This window comes from Pseudalkalibacillus decolorationis (genome assembly GCF_024609785.1).
Classification (GTDB): Bacteria; Bacillota; Bacilli; order Bacillales; family Fictibacillaceae; genus Pseudalkalibacillus; species Pseudalkalibacillus decolorationis.
Genome location: NZ_JANHJQ010000010.1, coordinates 45,815 through 69,582, shown reverse-complemented (window position 1 = coordinate 69,582; position 23,768 = coordinate 45,815). Strand labels below are relative to the sequence as shown.

The following is a 23,768-nucleotide window of genomic DNA, read 5'->3' as shown; positions in this document are numbered from 1 at the left end:
CAGATTTATTAGACAATGCTATTTTTTCATATTTTTTACACGAAAAAATCGCCTGATCTTGTTTGGCGTTTCACGGATAGGTATCGAAAACTGTGCAAACAATTGTTCGAATTCATTTCTACCTTGGAGAAAATCAGGTACCTCAAATTCGATTTCAAAATCCTCATGACCAAGATATTCGGAGTGGTCAAACACGAGAAGACCCGATTTGAAGCAGGTTTCTGCTCGGGTGGTTTTCAATGAGCCAAGGAAGAGAAGGGAAGAAGGATCAATGTTGAAATTGCTTTTAATGAGGTTAACCATCTCACTTTTATCTGTTAAATGACCCGAAATATAGTTCAGTGCATCTTCGTCATTAAGAGATTCATGTGATTCTAATAACCCATCACCCTCTGGTTGTTTAAGAGTAAAGGTATACTCGTCTTTTTTCTTTCGAATACGTAGCGCACAACCGAGACCCTTTAAACGAAAATCTTCCGTATCGAAATAATAATTGGTCTGCTCAACAAATGAACTAGACGGAAGCTTGAAATGTGTAAGCAATTGTTTGAACTCGTCTATGGTTACTAAATTTTTTAATTCAATTTCAAGTTCTTGTTTCATACGATCACCTCATTGTTAATATAGCAGCAATTATATGATACAATTGGGATGATGTTCAAATTGTAGCTACATGATAAACGGCGAATTTCAGCGTTACTCGGTTTTTGCGGTCCTCACGTATCTTTAAATACGATCCGGTTCTCAAAACTGTCGTGCCTTGAACTTCTTGTTTCTAATTTGCTACATTTGAACTGGTATTTAAAGGATGTTCAAATTGTAGCTTAACCATATTTATATATAAGAGATTTTGCATTAGGAGGATCATAATGACAACCAGATTAGAAGTGAATTCAACGAGTAAGCATGATGGTTATATTCAATTTAATTGTAATAGTGATGAGTTGAACAGAGATATAGAGTTACACCCGTCAGAACAGGTTCTCGTTGATTCTGACACATTAGCATTCATCTATATTCTAGATACACCTAATGACTTTGTATATGTATCTTTTCCAAAGGAACACTGGGGGGAATTGAAGGATGCAATTAACCAATCAAAGGAAACAAGATTGCATTTAACGAACCATCCTGATCTATCCCTTGAAGGGTTAAAGCCTGAACTGGAATACTTAATTGAAAACATTAAGGGAAATGCAAATTACGGGAATGAAATGATGAAGAGTGTTGAATCAGTATTCTTGTCAGAAGAAGTGAATTGATGAAGATAATGTAACCCGGTGGTGTTTCTATGGATTGGCAAGTATTTTTAAACCCCTACAGTCAAGCAGTAGATGAGCTTAAGATTAAGTTAAAGGGTGTAAGGGAACAATGTGTAATTGAAAACAGGCATTCTCCTGTTGAGTTTGTTACAGGAAGGGTAAAACCTATTGCTAGTATTCTTGATAAGATGAAACGGAAAAACATCTTAATAAATGAAATTGAAGAAGAGATTCAGGATATAGCTGGTCTACGAATCATGTGTCAATTTGTTGATGATATTTATGCGGTAATCGAACTTCTCCGAAAACGAAAAGATCTTGATTTCGTAGAGGAACGGAATTATATTACCCATAAAAAAGAGAGTGGTTATCGTTCGTTCCATGTAGTAGTTTCATACCCAGTCCAAACAGTTGATGGTGAAAAGCGAATTCTTGTAGAAATTCAAATACGGACTCTTGCAATGAATTTTTGGGCCACAATCGAACATTCTTTAAATTATAAATATGAAGGTGCAATTCCGATGAATATTCAAGACCGACTTCAACGAGCTGCAGAAGCTGCCTTTCGCCTCGATGAAGAGATGTCCCTCATTAAAGGTGAAATTCAGGAAGCGCAAAAGATATTCGATCAAAAGGAAAAGCGGAAGCGTACATAATAGAGAAGTTCAAAACAAGGACTAAACGTGGACAACGAGAGGTTGTTCAAAAAAAGTCCGGTAGTGCTCCTTTGTGAGCACGCATTACTAGATGGAAATTTAGTTAACAAGGAAGCGATAATTGATGAATTTTGCGATTATATCAAAAGGCGATGAAGTTTCAGCAAGATTGGAAAAACGAATCAAGACGTACTTGCTTGATTTTGACTTGATTTGGGATGAAAAAAATCCAGATATTGTGATTTCAATCGGAGGTGATGGCACACTCTTACATGCCTTTCACCATTATATTCACCGCGTGGATCGAACCGCCTTTGTCGGGGTACATACAGGACATCTAGGCTTTTATGCAGATTGGACTCCTGAAGAGGTAGAAAAGCTTGTTATCCATATTGCCAAAACGCCTTTTCAAATCATCGAGTATCCACTACTTGAGGTTACAGTCCGTTACTTAGATGATCGGATGGAAAGTAAGTATTTAGCAATGAATGAATGCACCGTGAAAAGTGTTGAAGGCTCACTTGTCATGGATGTTGAGATTAAAGGGGAGCATTTTGAAACTTTTCGTGGGGATGGGCTATGCCTTGCGACGCCATCTGGAAGTACGGCCTATAACAAGGCACTCGGTGGAGCAATTATCCACCCATCTCTTCCATCTATTCAGTTAGCAGAAATGGCTTCCATTAACAATCGAGTATTCCGGACGGTCGGGTCACCACTTGTACTGCCGCAACATCATACTTGCTTGTTAAACCCTGTTAATGATGTCGATTTTCACATCACAATCGATCATCTATTCCTGCTGCATGAAAAGGTTAAATCTATTCAATGCCGGGTAGCAGAAGAAAAGGTACGTTTTGCCCGATTTAGGCCGTTTCCGTTCTGGAAACGTGTTAAGGAATCTTTTGTATAAACCAAATAAGTAATTAAGAAAGAGTCGTTGTTGCATGAAATCATTTGAAATTTCTTGGAAGATAGAAGAGCTCTATGATGGGCAGTTACTTAGAGAATTTCTATTAAATGAAAAAGAGATCTCTCGGCAGGCATTGACCGATATAAAGTTTAATGGCGGTGGTCTATTCGTAAATGGAGAACAAGTTACAGTTAGACACCTGCTGAAATCCGGGGACATTGTTTCGGTTTTTTTTCCAACTGAGGTGGTAAGTGAACAGATGGTCCCTGAGGAAATGCCTTTATCGATTTTATTCGAGGATGACCATTTCCTTGTGCTGGACAAGCCGGCAAATGTAGCGACGATTCCATCTAAATATCAAAATACAGGATCTCTTGCCCAAGGGATCCTGCATTATTATCAAACCAAAGCGATTCCAGCTACCATCCATGTCGTCAATCGCTTGGACCGCGATACATCAGGAATCGTATTAATCGCCAAACACAGGTATGCTCATTCCTTACTCTCTAAACAACAACAATCTTCTCGTATAAAAAGGTCGTATATAGCACTATGTCATGGGCAACCAATTTCTAAAATAGGCGAGATTGAAGAACCGATTGGAAGGAAAGAGGGGAGTATTGTAGAACGATGTGTTCGTGCTGATGGTCAGTTTGCTCGTACGCATTATAAGGTTCTTAAGACATATGAAGGTTATTCGTATGTTCAGCTGAATCTAGATACTGGAAGGACTCATCAAATCCGAGTTCATATGAATTACATAGGTCATCCATTGTTAGGTGATGATTTATACGGCGGTACCCGAGAAAAGATCCAACGCCAAGCCCTGCACAGTACAACAATCACCTTTTACCACCCATTTTCAGAAAAAGAAGTAAAGCTCGAGGCCCCACTTCCTAATGATATTTCAAATCTACTTGATTAAGTTAATCCTCGAATGTGTGGAACTTCTCCTCAACAAGTGGCATGCTAGATGGAACGGATATCGTTTGCCCCTCTGGATAACGGTATGCTGTCAGAGAACCACCGAATACACATCCAGTATCAATGTTGATTGTACTCCCAGCTTTACGTGGTTCTTTAACCGGTGTATGACCATATATAATCGTTCTCTCTCCAGTATATTCTTTTGCCCAATCACGTCTAACCGGCATTCCATTTGGGTGTCGTTCTCCCGTGATGTCTCCATAGAGTACAAAAGTCCGGACTGCTTTATGACGCTGGCCAATGAATTCTTCGCGAATCCCAGCATGTGCAATGATAAGCTGATTATCGGCGAGCTGTAAATAAAGGGCTGCCTCCTCAACCATTTTTTTGAATTTGGAAGCCACTGTCACTTGCTCATTAGAAGAGAGTGCTTTAAACTCATCAACAGTCGTTTCAAGGCCGTGCCTGATTTGAACATCACGACCACAAAAGTATCGGTACAGCTTGTCGCAATGGTTACCAGGTGTGTAAAGGGCTACTTCATTCTCAAGGAGTTCATAAACAAAATGGACCACCTTCAAAGATTCAGGACCACGATCTGTCAAATCCCCTAAAAACACAAGCTTTCTATTGTCTTGATGATTCAATATGCCGTTCTGATCACGCGAATAGCCAAGTTCATTGATTAGATTAATAAGTTCATCGTAACAACCGTGTATATCGCCAATTACATCATAGTTCATTCCGTAAACCCTCCGTGAATAAAAAACTTCGAGATGAAGAATTCTATTGTAACATATTTCTAATCCCTGAATCTAAAGGAAAAGCACCTTATCCAGGTGCTTAATCAAACATATATTTTCTTGTTCTTGATCGAACATTTAAGATAATCCCAATTGCAATCATACTTGCCAGAATGGAACTACCTCCGTAACTAATAAAGGGTAAAGGTATACCGGTTATAGGTAATACACCGATTGTCATTCCGATATTTTGGAACACTTGGAAGGTGATCATACCGATAACGCCAGCACATAAGTAGCTTCCGAATGGCTCATTACTTTCTAAAGCAACATGGATCATTCGGTACACTAATAAGAAGAATAGTGAAATAACAAAGCTTGTTCCGATAAAGCCGAATTCTTCACCAATGATTGCAAAGATAAAATCAGTATGGGCTTCAGGAAAATATACACTCCCATCCGTAAATCCTTTACCAAACAATTGCCCAGAGCCAATAGCCAATAGTGACTTCACAAGCTGATATCCAATCCCTTCGTCATACTCATAAGGCTGAAGCCAAGCATAAAATCGTTCGAGCTGGTAAGTTTCCAAAATGTATGTCAGAAAGAAATCGGGAAAATACAAATACAAGAAAACTAATCCTGTAATCAATAATACAAATAGCAGGGTGATCAGGAAAATAATCCGCCAGCGAATACCTGAAACAAGAAGCAAGCTTGAAATTATTGCAATGAACACCAGCGTTGTTCCTAAGTCAGGCTGGAGCATCACGAGAACAACGGGCGGTAAAGCGATTGCTAAAATTTTTCCTAACAATAAAAAGTCTTCTTTAATCGATCGATTTGAATACTTTTCATTATGAAGCGTAATCGAGTTTGCGAGTGAAATAATCAATGCAACCTTCATGACTTCTGCAGGCTGGAAAGCGAATCCGCCAAATCGATACCAACTTTGTGCCCCATTAATAACCGGTACTAAGGCCGCAGGGGTTCCTGCATTTGGATCAACGTAAGGGACGATCACAATGCCGATAAGAAGTAAAATTCCTAAACCGTATATGTACCATGACAGTCTCCTAAACTGATCGAAATCAAGGATCATAACTACAGCAATGGCGATCAAGCCTAACACATACCACACAACTTGTTTTACTACATAGTTTGAATCATATTGTCCGATAATCTGTGCACTGTAAATCGCAATACAACTAGAACAAATTAAAAGGAATAATATGAAGATTAGGTTATAATCAATTTGTTGGAATGGTGATTCTTTATCTTTTTCTAAGTTTGTCATTATTTTACCTTCCTAACTTCTGGTTCAACGAACAAGGTTATACCAAAATCATAACATCTTATATCATATCGAACTATGGGCACTTTGAAAATAAGTAAACTAGATTATTTCGTTGACAAATTCTAGACGTTTTTTTACGATAGATTAGTTCTTTATTTATATTGCCCTTACAGTGTGTGTTTAAAAGGGGGATAAACAGAGCCGACTTTTTGAACAACCAGAATGATGAGAGGGGGAACGTACGTGGAACAAACCAATGAGCATGAATACAAACCAATTTTAGAAGCGTTGAAAAAAGGTGATATTGATCAATTTCGAAAACATTTCCTTGACATACACCCATATGATCAAACACGCGTGTTCCTCGATTTAACAGATGAAGATCGGATGATGGTCTACAGATATCTCTCACCAGAAGAGATGGCTGAAATCTTTGAAAATATTGATCGTGAAGATACGAAGGATTATTTATTTGAAATGGAACCGTTCTATGCTGCTGAAATGCTTGGTGATATGTATGCCGATGATGCCGTCGACGTATTAAACGATCTAGAAGCAGAGCAGTTAGCCAGTTATTTGACAATCATGAATGATGAGTCTGCTCAGGAAATCAAAGAACTTCTTCATTATGAAGAGAAAACTGCCGGTAGTATAATGACGACCGAGTTTATCGCAATCAGAACCCACCAGACGGTAACAGAAACAATGCAGATTCTCCGTAAAGAGGCCCCAGAAGCAGAAACGATTTATTATTTGTTTGTCATTGATGATTCGAAAAAACTCGTAGGGGTTATATCGTTAAGAGATTTAATTATCGCCGACGAAGATACCCTTGTTAGTAATGTAATGAATGACCGTGTCGTTTCGATTTCCGTTGGAGAAGACCAAGAAGAGGCAGCTCGGATGATGAAAGATTATGATTTCCTTGCTCTTCCGGTTGTAGATTTCCAGCAGCATCTACTCGGAATTATTACAGTCGACGATATTGTTGACGTTATCGATGAAGAGGCATCGGAAGATTACTCGAAGCTCGCAGCCGTTTCAGATATGGATTCCGTTGACAGAAGCCCCTGGCAAGCAGCTAGACGTCGGTTACCGTGGCTTGTCATCCTGTTGTTCCTAGGGATGGTAACAGCTAGCCTTATTGGTCAGTTTGAAGGAACATTAAACAAAGCTGGAACTCTTGCTATTTTTATCCCGCTCATTGCAGGGATGGCAGGGAACACTGGAACACAAGCCCTGGCCGTAGCTGTGCGAGGGATTGCGACTGGGGATACCGATAAACAAGATATCAGAAGTCTTATTCTACGTGAGGCAGGAACAGGCCTAATAACGGGTGCTTCATGTGGTGTATTGATAACGATTATTGTGTTTTTCTGGCACCATTCTATTTATCTTGGTTTGTTAGTCGGTGCATCAATCTTATTTACACTCATTGTCGCAACCCTTGCAGGAGCATTGATTCCCTTATTAATGTATAAGCTAAACATAGACCCTGCAGTCGCGTCAGGCCCATTTATTACAACAATCAATGACATCATAAGTGTATTGATCTATTTTGGTTTAGCGAGTACGTTTATTAACTACTTTATTTCAAATTGAACGGACTACATCCTGCTAGCCTCCGGACTTTTTGAACAACTTTTAAAACCATTCAGGAGGGGATTATGGGCGAGCATGCTTCTCTGACATCATTAATCGTCGTTATAGTAGCAGCATTTCTTACACCTATATTGCTTAAAAAGTTTCGGTTAACCTTGATACCAGTTGTCGTTGCCGAAATTATTGCTGGACTGATCATTGGGAAATCTGGTTTTGATCTGGTCCAGCCCGACCCTTGGATTGCGATACTCTCAACATTAGGTTTTATTTTCTTAATGTTTTTAAGTGGGGTTGAGATCGATTTTTCCGTATTCACGAACAATAAGAATAGGGTGACCCTTCCTTCTGGAAAAATAGAGCCGAATCGATTTCTTGTTTCTTCAATCATATTTGTCTTTATACTGATCTTATCATTCGGTCTTTCTTGGTTACTTGTTTGGTTTGATTTTGCGAACAATGCCTATTTTATGACCCTGGTAATCTCAACCATTTCACTTGGCGTTGTTGTACCGACATTAAAAGAAACCGATATTATGAAAACGGGAATCGGGCAGATCATTTTGCTTGTAACAGTGATTGCAGACCTTGCGACAATGGTACTGCTTGCTGTTTTCGTCTCCTTTTATGAGGGTGGCGGCAACATGTGGTTGCTACTACTTTTGTTTGCCGCAGGAGTGCTTCTATATTTTGTCGGGAAGGTATTCAAAAAAAGCACCTTTTTTGAAACTCTTTCAACAGGTACGGTTCAAATTGGCACACGTGCGGTATTTGCGTTGATCATCTTACTAGTTGGTCTTTCGGAGCAAGTTGGTGCTGAAAATATTCTCGGTGCATTTCTTGCTGGAGTGCTCGTATCACTGCTGTCACCGAACAGGGAAATGGTTAGACAATTAGATTCATTCGGATATGGGTTTCTAATTCCGATTTTCTTTGTAATGGTTGGGGTAGAGTTAGATCTATGGGAATTATTCAGCGACGCTAGAGTATTTCTATTAATCCCGTTGTTATTTGTAGCATTGTTGATTTCCAAGCTGGTTCCGATTTTATATTTGAAAAAGTGGTACGATTGGAATACGGTCATGGGATCAGGATTCTTGCTAACGGCTACCTTATCTCTTGTAGTTGCTGCAGCAAAAATTGGAGAACGAATTGGAGTAATAGATAACCGGATGGCTTCAGCACTGATTTTACTAGCGGTTATCGCATGTATCATAACACCTATTTCATTTAAAAAAATCTTTCCATTTAAGAATCTGACGAACGACAAAAAGCGAGTAAATATTATTGGGGCAAATCAAATAACATTGCCATTACCTTTTGAATTGGATCAAGAGCTGTTCCAGACATCGTTATTTCATACAAAGCAAGAGAAAATTAATGTCGGTAAAGAAAACTGCTTTGAGGTTTGTGAGATTGATGATTTTGAACTTGCTACACTTCAAGAACAAAATGTGTTTGATGCGGATATTTTAGTTGTAACAACAGGGAAAGATCCTGTAAATGAAAAAGTCTCGATATATGCAAAAGAGGAGATCGGGATTGAGCGTGTAATTACAAGAATGGAGATCATTGAATTAAGCGACCGGTTAAAAGAAAAAAACATTGAAGTGTTTTCTTCATTACTGTCCGCCAAAACGATATTAAAATCAATGGTTGAAACACCAGATGTTGCAAAGCTGATTACCGGTCAAGAAAATCGCCTTTATCAAGTAAATATGCAGAACCCAAAATTTATCGGTACTCAGCTTAGACACTTTCCATTTATGGGTAATTCAATTATTATTAGGATATTCCGCGGAAACGACTCGATTGTACCGCATGGTGATACAGAGCTTCAGATGAACGATCATTTAATCGTAACTGGGAGCAAAGAAAGCATTCAAGAATTACGGGGCTTATTGTCCTGATGACAAAAATCATTTTTATTTATAGGCAGTTAGTGGTATACTATCCTTTAGTACTAGGTCCTAATAACAACCCACAAATATTTTTTCTTGATAAAATGAAGGAGGATCATTCATGAATATATCTTTGGAAAACCGTACATATGTAGTTATGGGAGTTGCGAATAAACGTAGTATCGCATGGGGAATTGCAAGATCACTTAGTAATGCAGGAGCACGCCTTGTTTTCACATATGCAGGTGAACGTTTTGAGAAAGGTGTTCGCGATCTTGTGGAAACATTGGATCGTAAAGATTCTTTAGTAATTCCTTGTGACGTTACCGATGACGAACAAATCAGTGAGGCATTTGGTCGAATTAAAGAAGAAGTCGGTGTTATTCATGGCGTTGCACATTGTATTGCTTTTGCAAGAGTGGAAGAACTTAAAGGTGAATACATGAACACGACACGAGACGGATTCCTCTTAGCACAAAATATCAGCGCCTATTCGTTAACTGCGGTAGCAAAAGAAGCTCGTCCATTAATGACTGAAGGTGGCAGCATTATGACGATGACGTATCTCGGTGGAGAACGTGTCGTTGAAAATTACAATGTAATGGGTGTCGCTAAAGCATCATTGGATGCGAGTGTTAAGTATTTAGCTAGTGATCTTGGTAAGGAAAACATCCGTGTTAATGCAATATCAGCAGGGCCAATTCGGACATTAGCTGCAAAAGGTGTAGGAGACTTCAACAGCATTTTGCACGAAATCGAAGAGCGTGCTCCACTTCGTCGTGCGACGACTACAGAAGAAGTAGGAGATACTGCATTGTTTCTAATGAGTGACCTATCCAGAGGTCTAACAGGCGAGATTCTTCACATCGACAGTGGATTCCATATTATCGGCCGATAAATTTAAACGTAAAGTAACAAAGTCCATTAAATATCTAACTAAAGTCCTTGGATACATATGTTCAAGGGCTTTTTTGCACGTTAAGAAAGTATAAAAAATACTTTCTATAGTATAAGCAACTAAGGAGATCGCCTGCGCTAAGGCTTGGCGCTAGCCAAGTTTTCTTTATGAGTAAAGAAAGTATAAAAGTTTGCGGCATGGATGTAATGTCCAGCTTCAGCGCCCAACCACTTGGATCACTTCAGGCCTCCTGCGGCGGCAACAGCCTCCTCGTCGGTCTTCCAGTGACCTTCGTGGCTAACCAGGGCGCTTGCGCTTTTCTAATTATGTATTGTCTATTACCATATCTGAAAATCGAATACGACCTCCAGGATAAACTTGTTGTTCTAATGAATCATCCGTCAAGCCATCCAAAACTTTTTGGGTTAATACGGCTTCTTGATTCGATTGCCGATGATATGGACAAAGCACCAAACCTGGTCAGCCATCATAAATATAAAGATGTATAAATTATGAAACGGGGGCGGAATGGTCCATGTCAAGAAAAACATTTGATTATATTGTGGTCGGAGCAGGAACTGCTGGTGGGGTAATTGCAAAGGAATTATCGGATGACAATCATACTAGTGTTCTAGTCCTTGAACCGGGTACGAATATGACGGAAGAACTTCGTAGTGCTTCAAGTAGTAGGGCATCAGCCTTGGCTACGGATAACAAGTTTTCATTCAATATTCTTTCAAAGATTGAACCGAATATTCGACATCAGTTAAGGTTATCAAGTGGCAGAGCAATCGGGGGAAGTTCCGAACATAATGCGATGTATGCTGTACGTGGAAGCGAGGAACTCTATGATGAATGGGCTAGCCTTGTCGGTTCCCAATGGAGCTATGACAGTATACGTTCATTATTTAAAAGGAATGAAACCTATACTGGAAGTACACAAGAAAAGGACGAACGAGGAACAAAAGGCCCGATCTATGTCCGCCAGCAAACTATTCCAAAGGGTCGGCTCATACCAACTTTGGTTAAAGCTACATCGGATACGTTGAATATACCGATTGTAGAAGATTACAATACAGGGATAAAGGATTGTACATTTTTAAAGTCCCAATTTCTTCAAAAGGAAGAGGATGGTCAGTACGTTCGATCTTCTACAGCGACGGGTTATCTTAATGAGGAAATTGTTACTCAAGGAGATGAGTTTAATCCCGATGAGTTTGGTGTTGATGGAAGAAGGTTGGTTATTCTGACCAAAACGACAGTTAACAAAGTTCTATTTGAAAAAGATGGAAAAGATTATATTGCTGTTGGGGTTGAGGTAGTCAGGGATGGAAAATCGCAGAGAGCGTTTGCCAAAAAAGGAATCATCATTGCCGCTGGTAATTTCTCATCTGTTATTCTACAACGTTCAGGCATCGGAAGAACATCGGATTTAGCTGAAGCAGGTATATCCACTTTAATAGAGAGTCCGAATGTCGGTCATAATTTCCAAGCACATTTTACTGGAGGAATTGGAGTAGAAATTGAAACAACAAGACTCCAACAGGTTATTAATGCTGATCCAGATATGCCATTTCCATTAGGTGCATTCAAAGGTGAAGGCCGATCGGGAGGACGTCGTCTTCAATTGTATGGATCCACTGGACCAAGGTTTGTCCCTATTCAGGATGTCCATGTGAACGATTGGGAGTATGATCCAAACAAAACGACTAATGTCATGAGTATTGGCATATTTGATCTGAATCCTAAAAGCCGAGGAACAATTCTAGCAGCACATAGTGATCCTGAGGCTTATCCTTCCATCAACCTAAATCCGCTTACAGACCCTGACGATTTGGATTTTATGGTAGATCAGTATATTGAGGCATTCAACATTATGAAGCGAGCTCGCAGACTGGATAAAGGAGGCGTTTACAAGGTCGTCTATCCACCTGAAAATGTATTCAATTTAACTGATGAGAAAGAAAAGCGAAAACAGCTCACTGATTATGTCAAAGCTTCTTATCATAACATTGCTCACTTTGGCGGACAATGCAAGATGGGTAGGAATATTAGAGAAGGGGTTGTTGATGGATACTTAAATGTCTTCGGTACCAAAAACCTTAAAGTTGCTGATCTTTCCATCTCCCCTATTTTGCCGGACGGGAATACATCCATGCCTGCTCAGATTATCGGCCTAAATGCAGTTAGGTTTCTCAATGAAGAATTTTCTTCATAGAGTTTTAAAATTTCCACAAGATGATTATTAAAAATTGGTTTGTTACATGCCATAAAGAAAACTTGGTCCCTAACGGCTGTCGACGATAACTGAACTCGACGGCCTTTTTGTTTATAAGGTCAAAAATGAATAATGATAACAATGTGGTTCCATTTAAAAAAGAACGATATTGTAGGATATGAATTCCATTCGTCAATTTGTTCTCCACCAAAAATCCTTATACGATTCTTTTTAATACGAAGGGAAGAAAGTCCATTAACTTAATGTTATACGGTCATTGAGGCACCTTCATATAATCCCCCCGCAAAACTAATAATTCTATAGATGATGTTGCGTATAACGCTTTACGTATCGATTAATCTTCAAATGAATGATCGGACAATTCTGCAAGTCTATGAAGTAAGTCCATCCTGCTATATCCTGAAAAATCCAGTTTCAATAGGATGTTTTACGGGAATTGTTAAATGACGATGACGTAAAGGAGTTGGTGGAGGATCGTTTATGAATATATTTTATCGGTTGCTTTTATTTATTTATAGTGTAATCATGTTAGTCCTTTCAGCCGTTGCAATTATTTCAGTACTTAATGTTGGTGGTGCAGCTGGAAATGTCATTAATCGGTATCAACAATGGTTAACCATTCCTTCGTTTCGATGGTTCGAGCTAGGTGTTGTAACTTTCTTGTTTCTTGTGAGTGTATTGTTTCTGATTTTCTCATTGCGAAGAGAAAAAACACCCCCCGACATCGAACAGGTAATGGAGAACGGTCATCTTTCTATATCTGTGACAGCAATCGATAGCCTTGTTCGAAAAAAAGCACGTAAGTTTAATGAAATTCATGATTTGAAAGTGCGAATTCGCGTCAACGAAACACAAATGGTTAGCATCGGCTTAAAGGCTGTTGTCGATGGGAAAACTCCGATACCTATCCTTTCAAAACTATTACAAGAAGCTGTGAAAGAGGAAATAGAAACGATTGCTGAAATGAAGGTCGATGAAGTTACCGTCAAAATCACGGATATCATTCAGCCGAAACGATCCAAAGTACGGGTAGAGTAGGCGGTGATGAACGTGGATAAGAAAAAAATGTGGAAGGATTATTATGGCCGTATTGTTGGGACATCGATAGGGTTTTTGTTAGCTTTCATTTTTTTATTTTCTGGATTCTGGGCAGCAATTATTGCTGGATTATTTATTGGAGCAGGGTACCTTGCTGGTCGTTATGTCGATGGTAAGGCTGACGTAAAGCGTATGCTGAATAAATTCATTGCAATGATTCTGAACAAATAACTCTACCGTCGTCGCAAAAAAATCAAATTGTTATAAAAATAATTAAGGGAGAGATCATTATGCCTGAAAAAACACAGACTCAAAATCAGACTCAACAACAAGAGGGACTCAAATTTTCGGAAGAGGTAATTAAAAAAATTGCAGGTATTGCTGCAAGTGAGGTTGAAGGGATAGACTCCATGAGCAGTGGATTTGTGGAAGGCTTTGCTGAAAGACTTGGAAGGACAAATCTCACAAAAGGTGTATCCGTTGAGGTTGGCGAAAAGCAAGTAGCTGTTGACCTAAGTGTAATTGTTGAATACGGTCAAAACATTCCTGATGTCTATAAGAAGGTTGTACAAAACGTTAAATCGTCTATCGTAAAAATGACAGGCTTAGAGGTTGTTGAAGTTACTATGCACGTTGAAGATGTTTCCACGGAGGACGAGAAGAATTACGAAAATGAAGAAGATAGGGCGCGCGTTGAATAACTTGAAATGAATGGTAGATTAAATACACCCCCTATCACATAGAAATGTGGTAGGGAGTTTAATGTTTATTTTAAATGATCCACGATGGGAAAGTAAGTATATCGAGTGTGTTTGCTTTCCATATGCTACTATCTTCTATTTTCCGATCTGTTAGAGTATGGACGACTTGATTTTTAGTCAACCGCTTATTTGTTGAAAAAGCAATAAAATTAAAAAGAATAATGGCTCCTATAAGTCCTACCATTACTAATACAGTCCCTTTTTTCACATAGCCCTCCCTTAACCTTCTTTAAATATCCTATACTGACTTTTTCTTTGAGATCAGCGCCTGTTTAATAAAAGGTAGTTGTTGTGGTTTTCTAATCCTAAAATGATGTTGTTTAGTTGTTGGGTTCACAAACCCTTCTTTATTCCTATGTAGGACTAGGAATAAAGTTGTTAATACCAACCAAAGACTCTATGAAAATATTTGAAAATTTGAAATAATTAAATTTGTTAGGTCAATTACATATGGTTAAGGAGGTTACAAATGAAAGGGAAATTTTTATTAAGTGCGGGTCTTGCGGCTGTAATTGGTTTAGGTGGTTTGCTTCCAACCGCTTCAGCCCATGATGAACTTGGTGGAGACACAATTGAGAAAGGGACAGGTGCCGGGTACGATAACATCGTTCCGACCATTGAAGGCAGTAAAAACTTTGGATGGGAAGAGATTGCTGCAGAGCAAATCCAAATGAAGGATGGCGTACAAAACAACACTGCAGACGTCTATGCTCATAATGGATTTGCTTATACGGGGACCCATACGAAAAATGGTGGGGAAGGCGGTGTACGGATTTGGGATTTGAAAGATCCTTCCAACCCAAAAGAAATCGCGGTGATTGCCGATGATATACCTGGAACATGGCAAGAAAAAGTGATAGTGAAGAGGGTCCATACAAAAGAATTCAAAGGTGATCTAGCCGTGGTTAGTGTACAGCAATTGAATACTCATAACCCTAATTCTAAAGGCGGTTTCCTATTATATGACGTTACGAACCCTTATGAACCAAATAAACTCGGTTTTTGGGAACTAGATAAGAGGGTAAGGGGAACGCATGAACTGTATTTAACAGTACAAAAGGGCCGAGCGCTTGTTCTGACAGCGAACCCTTATGCTGACTATTATACCAACGGTGAGCAAAAAGATTTTCAAATTGTTGATGTAAGTAATCCTGCTGAGCCTCAAACAATCTATCAATTCGATCCTCGTATTCTAGCTGAAGTTCCTGAGGATTTTAACGGATATCATTGGAATGCTCCGGATGGCAAAGTAAGACCGGTGTTCAACCATAGCACAATGGTAGATAAACACTATGCTTATTTATCGTTTTGGGATTTAGGTACCATCATACTGGATATTCGAAATCCTGAGCAACCCAAATATTTAGGAAGAACCACTTATGCCTCTGATCAGCAGGGATCTGCACACTCTACAGCACTTGCAAGGGGTGGAAATATCTTAATTGAAACTCGTGAAGTATATAACCCGACCAAAGAAGGTTATGAAGAGTCTTACGGGTACACACGTATCTTTGATATTAAGAATAAAAAGTATCCTAAGCTTCTTAGTGAGTTTAAAACGGATCTTGTCGATAATATAGAAGATGGTGTAACATTCGCGAACACGGTTCATGATCCAAAAGTACAAGGAAATACATTATATCTTTCTCACTATGCAGGGGGAGTACGTGCTGTAGATATCTCAAACCCAAAAAATCCAGTTGAAATCGGTAAATATGTTCCAGAAAATTCAAACGTATGGGGCGTATTCGTCGATCGAAATTATATCATCGCTTCTGACATGGGAACAGGGTTGAAAGTTTTGAAGAAACTAGGACATGGAAGACCACATAAGTAAAAAAAGGTGAATTAAGAAAACTAGCTGTCCCTAAGTCGGTATAACCGACTACTAGGGACAGCTTTTTTATTTGACTTATTAACTTTATAACGTATTATTGCATTAATTTATTAAAAGTACAATTTCTTCTTATCAAGAGAGGCGGAGGGAACTGGCCCTTTGAATTACAGACCGTATCTTTAATACGAAGCAGGCGTACATTTGCATGATGCAAAAAGAAGACAGGATCGTTAGGAGCGGTAGGTACAAACTGCATATCCCCGCCTATCCAAACATGAACGCGGTTGTGCAGCTGCGGTCCGTTGATAAATCCTTCAAGGTAGTTTCTGAAACTCTCCGTACTCGACATATCCCAAGGGGGACTATCGTAAGGGACGATTTTTAGGGCATTACCCTCTTTCAAAAAACACATCTTTTCTCTATTGAATGAGAAACATTCAATCTATGACAGGGCGGATGTGTAATGTTTGAAGGGTATTAAAGATAAAATTTTTTTACGAATTTAAATCATATGCGGAAGCTAGGATGAGTCCATAATAGAATAAAGAGATTCGAATCATCAATCCGACTGTCCAAAATCTTGGGACTTGAATATAGTAAATGCGAATTTTGATCTAACCCAAGGGCCTTATGATCTAGGCCACAAGTTCATGCTACTTTTTCACCAAAAGAAATCGTTAAACGCGGGGATTTTGCAGTAGCCATAACAAGATTTTTTAAGGCTTATCATCAATAACAAACTTTAAAACTCAGTTTGCCCAACTTAGGGGGAACTGAGTTTTTTGAAAGATAAGAAATTAAAATAGGTATACCACAGTAGGTGTACTGTTTCAGGTATGGAGACTATATTTTAAAACAGATCCTCGGTATGGAATCGGTAATCTTTGTTTGTTAACTAGCTTTTTCTTACTATAAAATCCAGGTTCTATATACCTTCTGTAGTATTCCAGCTACTACTCTTGTTTCTTGTTTTTATATCTTTTGTATTATAGTAAAGAATGTCTTTCATCTGAAATAATTAAAGTATTCGAAATATTACCAACGGGGGATGGAAAATGAAAAAAATCACCTTATTAATGTGTGTATTGTTATTGTTCTCTACCTGGTTTACTGCATTCTCATCGGTTTCGCCGGCAAATGCCGAGACAAATCACGGTGCGATTATTGATGAGAGCCTTGGAAAGGCAATGCAAAATACGACAGATCCATTAGAAGTAATCGTTACTTTTAACACAGATAATGGTCCGACGAAGGATCATATCAATCTATTAAAAGACACTGGGATTACAGCTGGACTCTCCTTCAAAGAACTGCCAATTGCTGGTGTCTTAGCGTCTCCAGATCAAATTAAGGAGCTGGCTAACAAAAAAGAAGTTCGTTCCTTATACCTAAACGAAAAATTGGAGTATGAAAATGAAAAAGGTACTGCACTTACTGGAGTGGACAAGCTTCGTGATAGCTCTGAACTTACGGAACTGAACGGGGGATTACCTGTTAGTGGGAAAGGTGTTTCCGTCCTAGTTAATGACAGTGGAGTGGATGGGACCCATAACGATATTAAGTTTGGTGACCATCTTGTCCAAAATGTAAGTGGGGCTACAAACCTCCACGCATTAACTGATATCCTCCCGGTTACATATGTAGAAGACGTTCCGAATACCGACAGCAACTCTGGGCATGGTACGCATGTTGCTGGAATCGTTGGTGGAAACGGTGCTCAGTCGAATGGAAAATACGAGGGTGTCGCACCTGGTGCAGGGATTGTCGGTTATGGATCTGGAGCAGGAATTGCAATCCTTGATACACTTGGAGGCTTCGATTACGCACTTACTCATCAGGCACAGTACAACATTCGCGTTGTGACGAATTCATGGGGTTCGACAAGCGATTCAGGAACGGATTTTGACCCCGAAAATCCAATTAACATCGCGACAAAAGAGCTGTATGACCGAAACATTGTAACAGTGTTCTCAGCTGGAAACTCTGGACCGGGCGAATCAACTATCTCTGGAAACTATAAAAAAGCCCCATGGGTAATTACCGTGGCAGCTGGGGATGCTCAGGGAAATCTTGCTGAATTTTCCTCTCGCGGTGTAAAAGGGAAGGGTGGAACAGTCACAGTAGATGGAGAAACATTTACATGGGTAGACCGTCCGACGATTACAACACCAGGAGTAGATATCGTTTCAACGAAAACAGTAGCACCACTGACTGCTCTCAGTGCCGAGCAGGATGCCGCAAATCTCGAACCGGCTCACTTACCGTATTATACACACATGAGTGGAACTTCGATGGCAGCACCACACGCAGCTGGTATTGTTGCCTTAATGCTCGATGCAGACCCAGGTCTTACCCCACGTGAAGTAAAAGAAATTATTCAAAAAACAGCAACAAACATGCCAGGATATGAACCGTGGGAAGTCGGTGCAGGCTATGCCAATGCATTTGCAGCAGTCGACTACATCTTGAACGATAAAAACTACGGTGAAACACTTAATTTAAGCCATGAGTTTAATGCAAACGGAGAAGTTGATGTACAACGAAGTCCGTTTGAGGTGGAATACAACCCTGCAACGGCTGATTCCAACAAAATTGAATTTGAGGTGGAAGAAGGTTTAAATGAACTTGTCGCAAGAGCGAACGCGAAAGGCGTACTTGGTGAAACAGGCAACCCGCTCAACCTTGTATTAACATCACCGGATGGAACCGAACACTCTTCAGGGATTTATGTTCTTTTTCCATTGTACAAAGATCGTACGGTACAATTGACAAACCCAACACCTGGGACGTGGACATTGGAACTGAGAGGGATTGAGGGAGGCGCAGCAGCACCAGAAACAGTTCAGGGAGAGTTAACTTTTAAAAAAGCAAGTGGTTTTACAGGGTTAAACGATATTAGTGGACACCCTGCAGAAGCGGCCATCAAAATCGGAGTAAGTGAGCGGTTGCTGGATAGTTACAATAGTGGAAACTATAAGCCAAATAAAGACCTCACAAGAATCGAGCTTGCAAAATATTTGATGATGGGAGCAGGAGTACGTCAAAACCTCCCTAAAGAAGGAACAACATTTACCGATGTTCCTGTTGAAGATGTACCATACGTGGAAGCTGTTTCCGCAACTGGTTCACCATTAAAGGATACGTTCCATCAATATCGTGGTGTCATGCTGCCAACTGCTGACAGTAAATTTTCACCGAAACAAGCAGTAGATCGAGCTGAACTCGCTTACTCTCTTGTGCAAAGCTTAGGATTGGAAGAAGCAGCGAAGAAACTCAACGAGAAGCCACTTACTGTTCAATATAAAGGTGAGCGAATTCCTGTAAAAGATGCTGAGGCAGTACCTTCAGATCTGAAAGGTTATGTCCAGTTGGCATTTGACCTGAACATCTTGAACGCTTATTTCGATGTAGTCCAGGGACCGTATGATACAGAACCAACGATTACAGCAGAGTTCAACCCAGGCCGAACAGTAACAAGAGGCGACTTTGCGGTAGCAATCTCACGCTACTATGCAAACTATTTAATGCCATAAAGAAAACTTGGTTCCTAAAGACTGTCGACGATAACTGAACTCGACAGTCTTTTCTACATTCTTGGTCGTTAGAGCTTTATTAAGTATCATGATAATAATATAGATAATAAGGTGACTCCTTGCCTAAAGGAGTCACCTTATTTTTTATTAACAGTAATCACAGCGTCTTCGTTTCTTTTTAGGACATTGTTTACAAGTGAATAACGTTTGTTCTCTGTCGCAGTCACAGTCTTTTTTTCGTTTTTTACGACAGCCGCCGCAACCACCACAACCACCACAACCACCACAACCACCGCAGCCACCACAGCCACCGCAGCCACCACAGCCACCACAGCCGCCGCAGCCGCCACAACCATCAAAAAAGCTTCCAGTATAATACATGGTAAAACCTCCCTTCTATACTAATATATTATCTTGTCCACCATATGGTATCGGCGAAAATACTAGTTCAATACTATTAAAGGTACATTTTAGAGGTTTCAATAAAAAATACAGTTAAATCACTATTGGTTGATGTTTATAATGGTCATTTAAATCTACGCATACGTACATTTTTACGTAATTCTAACGTATACCTAAAACCTTTTTAAGAATGAAAAATAGTATATTATGTAGCAACATTTTGATAGAAAAGGAGGACATGTTGTATGCCTATTAGTGTGAATTTAACGACTGCTCAGCGAATCCAAATTGCACGACAACTAGCTAACTTGATGACTTCAATAAATGTAAACACTGGGGTAGACCTCAGTGGAATTATTGATCTAGTTCCAGATGTTGATCCAACTCCAGATGTTGATCTTGGTCTTACAATTTCTTTAACAACTCCTATAGGGACTATTACAATTGGGATCAACTTAGATCTCGGTTTGGAAATTGAGGATGTACTAAACGTAATTATAGAATTGATAATTACAATTCTGTGTACGCTCTTCCCAAATCTAGATATTTGCACACCACCATCAGTACCATCCGCCCCATCGTCAGCTCTGTAATATAAATGGAAAGAAAGAGCCACCTCGCATTGGAGAAGTCACTTCAATGCGAGCTATGGCTCAGTACATATCGTGTATTCGAATTTAAATTTCCGAAATTGTCACAAGTGCAGTAATGATTTGTGTTACCACTTGGGCTACCACCGTAGTTTGGTCATCAATTAGAATGATTTTCACATTGTGCGAGTTTTCAATATGAATCTTTGTTTTGAGTTCCTGCTTCGTCCTAATAACTTGTAAGAAATCCTCTACAATCTCAGCAGTCGAGTAGGACCGAGGCAGGAGAGCGGTAACAGTAAAAAGGATTGCTGCTTGAAATGCAGTTTGAAGCTGATCTATGGCTTCCTCTGAAATAGAAATAATTTTCACATTACTGCAATTTTCTGTAATCGTTATGTGTTCACGTTTTTCTTCATGTTTTTCAAAAGGGTGGGGACAATTGGAATCTAATGCTTTCCATTTTTTTTTATCAGATGTTTTCTCAGTAGTCATACCCATTTTCATTCACCCTCTTTAAATTGAACTACCCGACTTACTTTCCGAATTTTCTTCTCCTACTCTGTTTGTTTTTCGGTTTCGTTTTTTTCTTGGCCATGTCCGCAAAATTATCTGCTTGCTGTTTAAATTGCGAAACTAAATTGAATAATTGGTTTTTTTGTTCTTCTGATAAAGGTTCGATATTATCCTTTTTTATTCCGTGTTTTTGTAATATAGATTGGACTAATAAATTTACAGAGTCTTGTGTAGTACTATCCAAGTGATCACTTGATTGGAGTTCCTTTAATAGGTCCTCATGAGACGATTCTTTATTGTTTTCCTCATTGTTTTTAGGTTCATCGGTCATAATCTTACCCCTCCCAAAATATAATGATGGTATAGTATATGCAAATAATTATAATCGGTTAAACGTTTACTGGGTTGACTTTTCCTTAAGAAAAAAACACCTGAATCAATGTTCAGATGTTTTTATAGACGGTTGTCCTTAATTAAGCGATTACTATGACGAAAGTGATAGCAGCTATCAGTACTTGTGCTGCAATCTGAACAGCAATGATATTTTGATCAGTATCACTTTCAACCTTAACGCCCCGAGAATTTTCAATACATATCTTCGTGCGTGCAACCTGTTTACTCTTGAAGATTTGCGTTAATTCTGCGAGAACTTCTTCATCATCAAAAGGATCGTCTACTGCAATAACCGCAGTTAGAGCTGCTATTAAGACTTGAGCTGCAACCTGAACTAAAATTAGTGATTGGTCTGATTCTCTTTTAACAGAGATATCACAAGAATCTTTGATTGTGATACATTCTTCACTAACTTGTTTTGCTGATGCAAGTTGGTTTAGTTCTGCTTCTATAGTTGCGTCGCCATCAAATACACCACCACGCCCCGATAATGCATTGAACCCATTGTTACAACAAACATCACAGCGTTTTTTATCTTCTCTTACATCACAATCTTTATAATCGTTAAAAAAACTACTCATCTATGTTTCCTCCTTTATGATTATTGTAGTTTCATTACATTAGATGAAACTGACTAATAATTGGTGTAGATTATTGTCCTAATAAAGGACAATTTATTTATATTTTTATCTTTTTATTACTTCCGACCTCTTTTTAATCTGCGTTTTTTGGAACCCACTGCATCATCTACTAAATTAGTAATGTTCTGATTTACATCTTGGAGCATTTTCATTACTTCCAACTTTGCATCACCCTTGACACCAAACCTAGTGGTTTTCTTTTCTGTGACTGTGGCCTCCTCAGCTTGTTCGTTTTTCGCATCCATATGCTGCATGAGTAGGTCCGGTAACTGAGTAGAGAGTTTATTCAGATCATCGACTGAATTGATATTAAATTTAAAATCAGGCACTTTATTCCCTCCTTTTTTAAGTGAACCGAGTAGTATATACTATGCACCTGAAAAGTAAATGGACATAAAGTTGAACAAAATAGGGTGTTCTCCTATCTATAAGTGTCTAGTATTTTTCTCTACAACCATTATTGACTCTTCATCATGTTCATTGGCGACCTCAATTGAAAGGATATCAATTGGATAGTCAATACTGTCCAAGTGTTTAATTGCTTTTATTTTTGCACCAATTTTAGTAAAAGCGGGAATGATCAATGTAAACACTATTTTTTTGTTAGCAAAGACTCGACCTGTCTCACAATTTACTTTAAACCGTTTAGATTGAGAGGCTGGAGCCGTTTGGTCCATGAGTTGTTTAAGGGATTCGCTCAAGTAATCTTTTGAATTATGGGTAGGCTGCTCTTTATCATTCATGCGAGGTCCTCCTTTGTTGAAAACTTTGTGGGGCGTGTCAAATGTGTATACAGGTGAAAGATAAGCTTCATATCATAAAAAGAACAATAGGTTCGGCTTATGAAAAGGAGCTTTTACAATATGGAAAAAGTGTCTATCGTCATCCCGTTTTACAATTGTCCTTATATTGAACATGCAATTGAAAGTGCACTTAACCAAACATATAAAAATATAGAGATCGTTGTCGTCAATGATGGTTCGACTGAACATACAGAAAAATTGCAGCCTTATATGAATCAAATAAAATACATTGAAAAACCGAATGGCGGAACTTCTACTGCATTAAATAGGGGTATCCAAAATGCAACAGGTGACTACTTCTGTTGGTTAAGTTCAGATGATATTTATTTTCCGAATAAGGTACAATTCCAATTGAATGAAATGAAACGGTATGAATCAGCGGTAAGCTATACAAATTACTATTCAATAAATGAAAACGGTGAAGTTATCAGTTTTCCACTTGGAGTTTATACACCTGATCGTATGGAATTTTTAAAAACGATGCGAACAGCAAATATCATTAACGGATGTACGATTATGATAAATAGGAAGGTATTTGATGAATTCGGAATCTTTGATGAGAGCTTACCATACACTCATGATTACGATATGTGGATTCGGATCTTGCAAAAGTATGACTTTATGTATATTAATGAACCATTGGTTTTATACCGGGTTCACGAAAAAATGGGTACTAGAAAGCATTGGGATGTAATAAAGGATGAAATCGATTTTGTCCAAAAAAGACATTCGGTTCTACTTAACCAATTAATAATGAAAGAAATTGTGAAGAATATGAAAAACAAATAATGATACCATTAATTAGTCTAAATAGGGCTG

At 38.9% G+C, this 23,768-nt stretch carries 26 protein-coding genes and 1 pseudogene; 15 read left to right on the top strand and 12 right to left on the bottom strand.

The window, feature by feature from the left end; genetic code table 11:
* Positions 1–18: 18 nt before the first annotated feature.
* Positions 19–603, bottom strand: coding sequence for a CYTH domain-containing protein (locus NON16_RS11300; RefSeq protein WP_257349132.1), 585 nt, complete (start codon positions 601–603; stop codon positions 19–21).
* Between the two features lie 266 nt (positions 604–869).
* On the opposite strand from NON16_RS11300, the gene NON16_RS11295 reads away from it, so the two are divergent.
* From NON16_RS11295 to NON16_RS11280, 4 genes are all read left to right on the top strand, one after another.
* Positions 870–1,262 (top strand): UPF0738 family protein, encoded by a 393-nt coding sequence (locus NON16_RS11295; protein ID WP_257349130.1) that lies wholly within the window; start codon positions 870–872, stop codon positions 1,260–1,262.
* Positions 1,263–1,291: 29 nt separating this feature from the next.
* On the top strand, positions 1,292–1,918 hold the full coding sequence (gene yjbM, locus NON16_RS11290) for a GTP diphosphokinase (RefSeq protein ID WP_257349129.1): 627 nt from the start codon (positions 1,292–1,294) through the stop codon (positions 1,916–1,918).
* 121 nt (positions 1,919–2,039) lie between these two features.
* Positions 2,040–2,831 (top strand): NAD kinase, encoded by a 792-nt coding sequence (locus NON16_RS11285; RefSeq protein ID WP_257349128.1) that lies wholly within the window; start codon positions 2,040–2,042, stop codon positions 2,829–2,831.
* 34 nt (positions 2,832–2,865) lie between these two features.
* On the top strand, positions 2,866–3,756 hold the full coding sequence (locus tag NON16_RS11280; protein ID WP_257349127.1) for an RluA family pseudouridine synthase: 891 nt from the start codon (positions 2,866–2,868) through the stop codon (positions 3,754–3,756).
* A 1-nt stretch (position 3,757) separates the two neighbouring features.
* On the opposite strand, the gene prpE is transcribed toward NON16_RS11280, so the two are convergent.
* Together prpE and NON16_RS11270 are read right to left on the bottom strand one after the other, a co-directional pair.
* Entirely contained in the window at positions 3,758–4,501 is a 744-nt protein-coding gene (gene prpE, locus NON16_RS11275) for a bis(5'-nucleosyl)-tetraphosphatase PrpE (RefSeq protein ID WP_257349126.1), read from the bottom strand.
* Positions 4,502–4,601: 100 nt separating this feature from the next.
* On the bottom strand, positions 4,602–5,798 hold the full coding sequence (locus NON16_RS11270; RefSeq protein ID WP_257349125.1) for an FtsW/RodA/SpoVE family cell cycle protein: 1,197 nt from the start codon (positions 5,796–5,798) through the stop codon (positions 4,602–4,604).
* A gap of 225 nt (positions 5,799–6,023) precedes the next feature.
* Between NON16_RS11270 and mgtE the strand changes: the two genes are divergently transcribed.
* The 3 genes from mgtE (at position 6,024) to fabI (ending at position 10,196) form a co-directional block, all read left to right on the top strand.
* Positions 6,024–7,400 (top strand): magnesium transporter, encoded by a 1,377-nt coding sequence (mgtE, locus tag NON16_RS11265; RefSeq protein ID WP_257349262.1) that lies wholly within the window; start codon positions 6,024–6,026, stop codon positions 7,398–7,400.
* A gap of 65 nt (positions 7,401–7,465) precedes the next feature.
* On the top strand, positions 7,466–9,307 hold the full coding sequence (locus tag NON16_RS11260) for a monovalent cation:proton antiporter family protein (RefSeq protein WP_257349124.1): 1,842 nt from the start codon (positions 7,466–7,468) through the stop codon (positions 9,305–9,307).
* 112 nt (positions 9,308–9,419) lie between these two features.
* The gene (gene fabI / locus NON16_RS11255; RefSeq protein WP_257349123.1) at positions 9,420–10,196 is read left to right on the top strand and encodes an enoyl-ACP reductase FabI; all 777 of its coding nucleotides are present in this window, start codon (positions 9,420–9,422) and stop codon (positions 10,194–10,196) included.
* Between the two features lie 360 nt (positions 10,197–10,556).
* Here the strand turns inward: fabI and NON16_RS25850 are convergent.
* Positions 10,557–10,670: pseudogene (locus NON16_RS25850) on the bottom strand (DinB family protein); the annotation flags it as partial.
* A 61-nt stretch (positions 10,671–10,731) separates the two neighbouring features.
* Here NON16_RS25850 and NON16_RS11245 point away from each other — a divergent pair.
* The 4 genes from NON16_RS11245 (at position 10,732) to NON16_RS11230 (ending at position 14,174) form a co-directional block, all read left to right on the top strand.
* Positions 10,732–12,414 carry a GMC family oxidoreductase gene (locus tag NON16_RS11245; protein WP_257349122.1) on the top strand — a complete coding sequence of 561 codons (1,683 nt, stop codon included), beginning with the start codon at positions 10,732–10,734 and terminating at the stop codon, positions 12,412–12,414.
* A 501-nt stretch (positions 12,415–12,915) separates the two neighbouring features.
* Positions 12,916–13,473, top strand: a complete 558-nt coding sequence (amaP, locus tag NON16_RS11240; protein WP_257349121.1) for an alkaline shock response membrane anchor protein AmaP — start codon at positions 12,916–12,918, stop codon at positions 13,471–13,473.
* Between the two features lie 12 nt (positions 13,474–13,485).
* Positions 13,486–13,704: a DUF2273 domain-containing protein gene (locus NON16_RS11235; protein WP_257349120.1), complete on the top strand. Its 219-nt coding sequence runs from the start codon at positions 13,486–13,488 to the stop codon at positions 13,702–13,704.
* 59 nt (positions 13,705–13,763) lie between these two features.
* The gene (locus NON16_RS11230; RefSeq protein ID WP_257349119.1) at positions 13,764–14,174 is read left to right on the top strand and encodes an Asp23/Gls24 family envelope stress response protein; all 411 of its coding nucleotides are present in this window, start codon (positions 13,764–13,766) and stop codon (positions 14,172–14,174) included.
* 70 nt (positions 14,175–14,244) lie between these two features.
* Here the strand turns inward: NON16_RS11230 and NON16_RS11225 are convergent, their stop codons facing one another.
* Positions 14,245–14,442, bottom strand: a complete 198-nt coding sequence (locus NON16_RS11225) for a hypothetical protein (protein WP_257349118.1) — start codon at positions 14,440–14,442, stop codon at positions 14,245–14,247.
* 261 nt (positions 14,443–14,703) lie between these two features.
* On the opposite strand from NON16_RS11225, the gene NON16_RS11220 reads away from it, so the two are divergent.
* The gene (locus tag NON16_RS11220) at positions 14,704–16,071 is read left to right on the top strand and encodes an LVIVD repeat-containing protein (RefSeq protein WP_257349117.1); all 1,368 of its coding nucleotides are present in this window, start codon (positions 14,704–14,706) and stop codon (positions 16,069–16,071) included.
* Between the two features lie 94 nt (positions 16,072–16,165).
* On the opposite strand, the gene NON16_RS11215 is transcribed toward NON16_RS11220, so the two are convergent.
* On the bottom strand, positions 16,166–16,420 hold the full coding sequence (locus NON16_RS11215; RefSeq protein ID WP_257349261.1) for a tyrosinase family protein: 255 nt from the start codon (positions 16,418–16,420) through the stop codon (positions 16,166–16,168).
* 706 nt (positions 16,421–17,126) lie between these two features.
* On the opposite strand from NON16_RS11215, the gene NON16_RS11210 reads away from it, so the two are divergent.
* The gene (locus NON16_RS11210; RefSeq protein ID WP_257349116.1) at positions 17,127–19,604 is read left to right on the top strand and encodes a S8 family serine peptidase; all 2,478 of its coding nucleotides are present in this window, start codon (positions 17,127–17,129) and stop codon (positions 19,602–19,604) included.
* 137 nt (positions 19,605–19,741) lie between these two features.
* On the opposite strand, the gene NON16_RS11205 is transcribed toward NON16_RS11210, so the two are convergent.
* Positions 19,742–19,960, bottom strand: a complete 219-nt coding sequence (locus tag NON16_RS11205; RefSeq protein ID WP_257349115.1) for a hypothetical protein — start codon at positions 19,958–19,960, stop codon at positions 19,742–19,744.
* Positions 19,961–20,251: 291 nt separating this feature from the next.
* Here NON16_RS11205 and NON16_RS11200 point away from each other — a divergent pair, with 291 nt between their 5' ends.
* A complete protein-coding gene (locus NON16_RS11200; RefSeq protein ID WP_257349114.1) occupies positions 20,252–20,599 on the top strand; it encodes a hypothetical protein in 348 nt (115 codons plus the stop codon).
* Between the two features lie 84 nt (positions 20,600–20,683).
* Here NON16_RS11200 and NON16_RS11195 read toward each other — a convergent pair whose 3' ends face one another.
* The 5 genes from NON16_RS11195 to NON16_RS11175 form a co-directional block, all read right to left on the bottom strand.
* Positions 20,684–21,097 carry a spore coat protein gene (locus NON16_RS11195; protein ID WP_257349113.1) on the bottom strand — a complete coding sequence of 138 codons (414 nt, stop codon included), beginning with the start codon at positions 21,095–21,097 and terminating at the stop codon, positions 20,684–20,686.
* Positions 21,098–21,131: 34 nt separating this feature from the next.
* The gene (locus tag NON16_RS11190) at positions 21,132–21,443 is read right to left on the bottom strand and encodes a hypothetical protein (protein WP_257349112.1); all 312 of its coding nucleotides are present in this window, start codon (positions 21,441–21,443) and stop codon (positions 21,132–21,134) included.
* A 142-nt stretch (positions 21,444–21,585) separates the two neighbouring features.
* A complete protein-coding gene (locus tag NON16_RS11185; protein ID WP_257349110.1) occupies positions 21,586–22,086 on the bottom strand; it encodes a spore coat protein in 501 nt (166 codons plus the stop codon).
* 116 nt (positions 22,087–22,202) lie between these two features.
* A complete protein-coding gene (locus tag NON16_RS11180; protein ID WP_257349108.1) occupies positions 22,203–22,475 on the bottom strand; it encodes a hypothetical protein in 273 nt (90 codons plus the stop codon).
* 96 nt (positions 22,476–22,571) lie between these two features.
* Positions 22,572–22,889 carry a hypothetical protein gene (locus NON16_RS11175; RefSeq protein ID WP_257349106.1) on the bottom strand — a complete coding sequence of 106 codons (318 nt, stop codon included), beginning with the start codon at positions 22,887–22,889 and terminating at the stop codon, positions 22,572–22,574.
* Positions 22,890–23,009: 120 nt separating this feature from the next.
* Here NON16_RS11175 and NON16_RS11170 point away from each other — a divergent pair, with 120 nt between their 5' ends.
* Entirely contained in the window at positions 23,010–23,738 is a 729-nt protein-coding gene (locus NON16_RS11170; RefSeq protein WP_257349105.1) for a glycosyltransferase family 2 protein, read from the top strand.
* Positions 23,739–23,768 lie beyond the last annotated feature (30 nt).

Coding starts and splice junctions, on each gene's coding strand:
- NON16_RS11245 (WP_257349122.1), top strand. CDS start 10,732: ATGTCAAGAAAAACATTTGATTATATTGTGGTCGGAGCAGGAACTGCT.
- yjbM (WP_257349129.1), top strand. CDS start 1,292: ATGGATTGGCAAGTATTTTTAAACCCCTACAGTCAAGCAGTAGATGAG.
- NON16_RS11260 (WP_257349124.1), top strand. CDS start 7,466: ATGGGCGAGCATGCTTCTCTGACATCATTAATCGTCGTTATAGTAGCA.
- NON16_RS11220 (WP_257349117.1), top strand. CDS start 14,704: ATGAAAGGGAAATTTTTATTAAGTGCGGGTCTTGCGGCTGTAATTGGT.
- NON16_RS11215 (WP_257349261.1), bottom strand. CDS start 16,420: ATGTCGAGTACGGAGAGTTTCAGAAACTACCTTGAAGGATTTATCAAC.
- NON16_RS11170 (WP_257349105.1), top strand. CDS start 23,010: ATGGAAAAAGTGTCTATCGTCATCCCGTTTTACAATTGTCCTTATATT.
- NON16_RS11280 (WP_257349127.1), top strand. CDS start 2,866: ATGAAATCATTTGAAATTTCTTGGAAGATAGAAGAGCTCTATGATGGG.
- NON16_RS11300 (WP_257349132.1), bottom strand. CDS start 603: ATGAAACAAGAACTTGAAATTGAATTAAAAAATTTAGTAACCATAGAC.
- NON16_RS11185 (WP_257349110.1), bottom strand. CDS start 22,086: ATGAGTAGTTTTTTTAACGATTATAAAGATTGTGATGTAAGAGAAGAT.
- NON16_RS11230 (WP_257349119.1), top strand. CDS start 13,764: ATGCCTGAAAAAACACAGACTCAAAATCAGACTCAACAACAAGAGGGA.
- prpE (WP_257349126.1), bottom strand. CDS start 4,501: ATGAACTATGATGTAATTGGCGATATACACGGTTGTTACGATGAACTT.
- mgtE (WP_257349262.1), top strand. CDS start 6,024: ATGAGAGGGGGAACGTACGTGGAACAAACCAATGAGCATGAATACAAA.
- amaP (WP_257349121.1), top strand. CDS start 12,916: ATGAATATATTTTATCGGTTGCTTTTATTTATTTATAGTGTAATCATG.
- NON16_RS11205 (WP_257349115.1), bottom strand. CDS start 19,960: ATGGTTGTGGCGGCTGCGGCGGCTGTGGTGGCTGTGGTGGCTGCGGTG.
- NON16_RS11200 (WP_257349114.1), top strand. CDS start 20,252: ATGCCTATTAGTGTGAATTTAACGACTGCTCAGCGAATCCAAATTGCA.
- NON16_RS11210 (WP_257349116.1), top strand. CDS start 17,127: ATGAAAAAAATCACCTTATTAATGTGTGTATTGTTATTGTTCTCTACC.
- NON16_RS11295 (WP_257349130.1), top strand. CDS start 870: ATGACAACCAGATTAGAAGTGAATTCAACGAGTAAGCATGATGGTTAT.
- NON16_RS11190 (WP_257349112.1), bottom strand. CDS start 21,443: ATGACCGATGAACCTAAAAACAATGAGGAAAACAATAAAGAATCGTCT.
- NON16_RS11195 (WP_257349113.1), bottom strand. CDS start 21,097: ATGGGTATGACTACTGAGAAAACATCTGATAAAAAAAAATGGAAAGCA.
- fabI (WP_257349123.1), top strand. CDS start 9,420: ATGAATATATCTTTGGAAAACCGTACATATGTAGTTATGGGAGTTGCG.
- NON16_RS11270 (WP_257349125.1), bottom strand. CDS start 5,798: ATGACAAACTTAGAAAAAGATAAAGAATCACCATTCCAACAAATTGAT.
- NON16_RS11175 (WP_257349106.1), bottom strand. CDS start 22,889: ATGAATGATAAAGAGCAGCCTACCCATAATTCAAAAGATTACTTGAGC.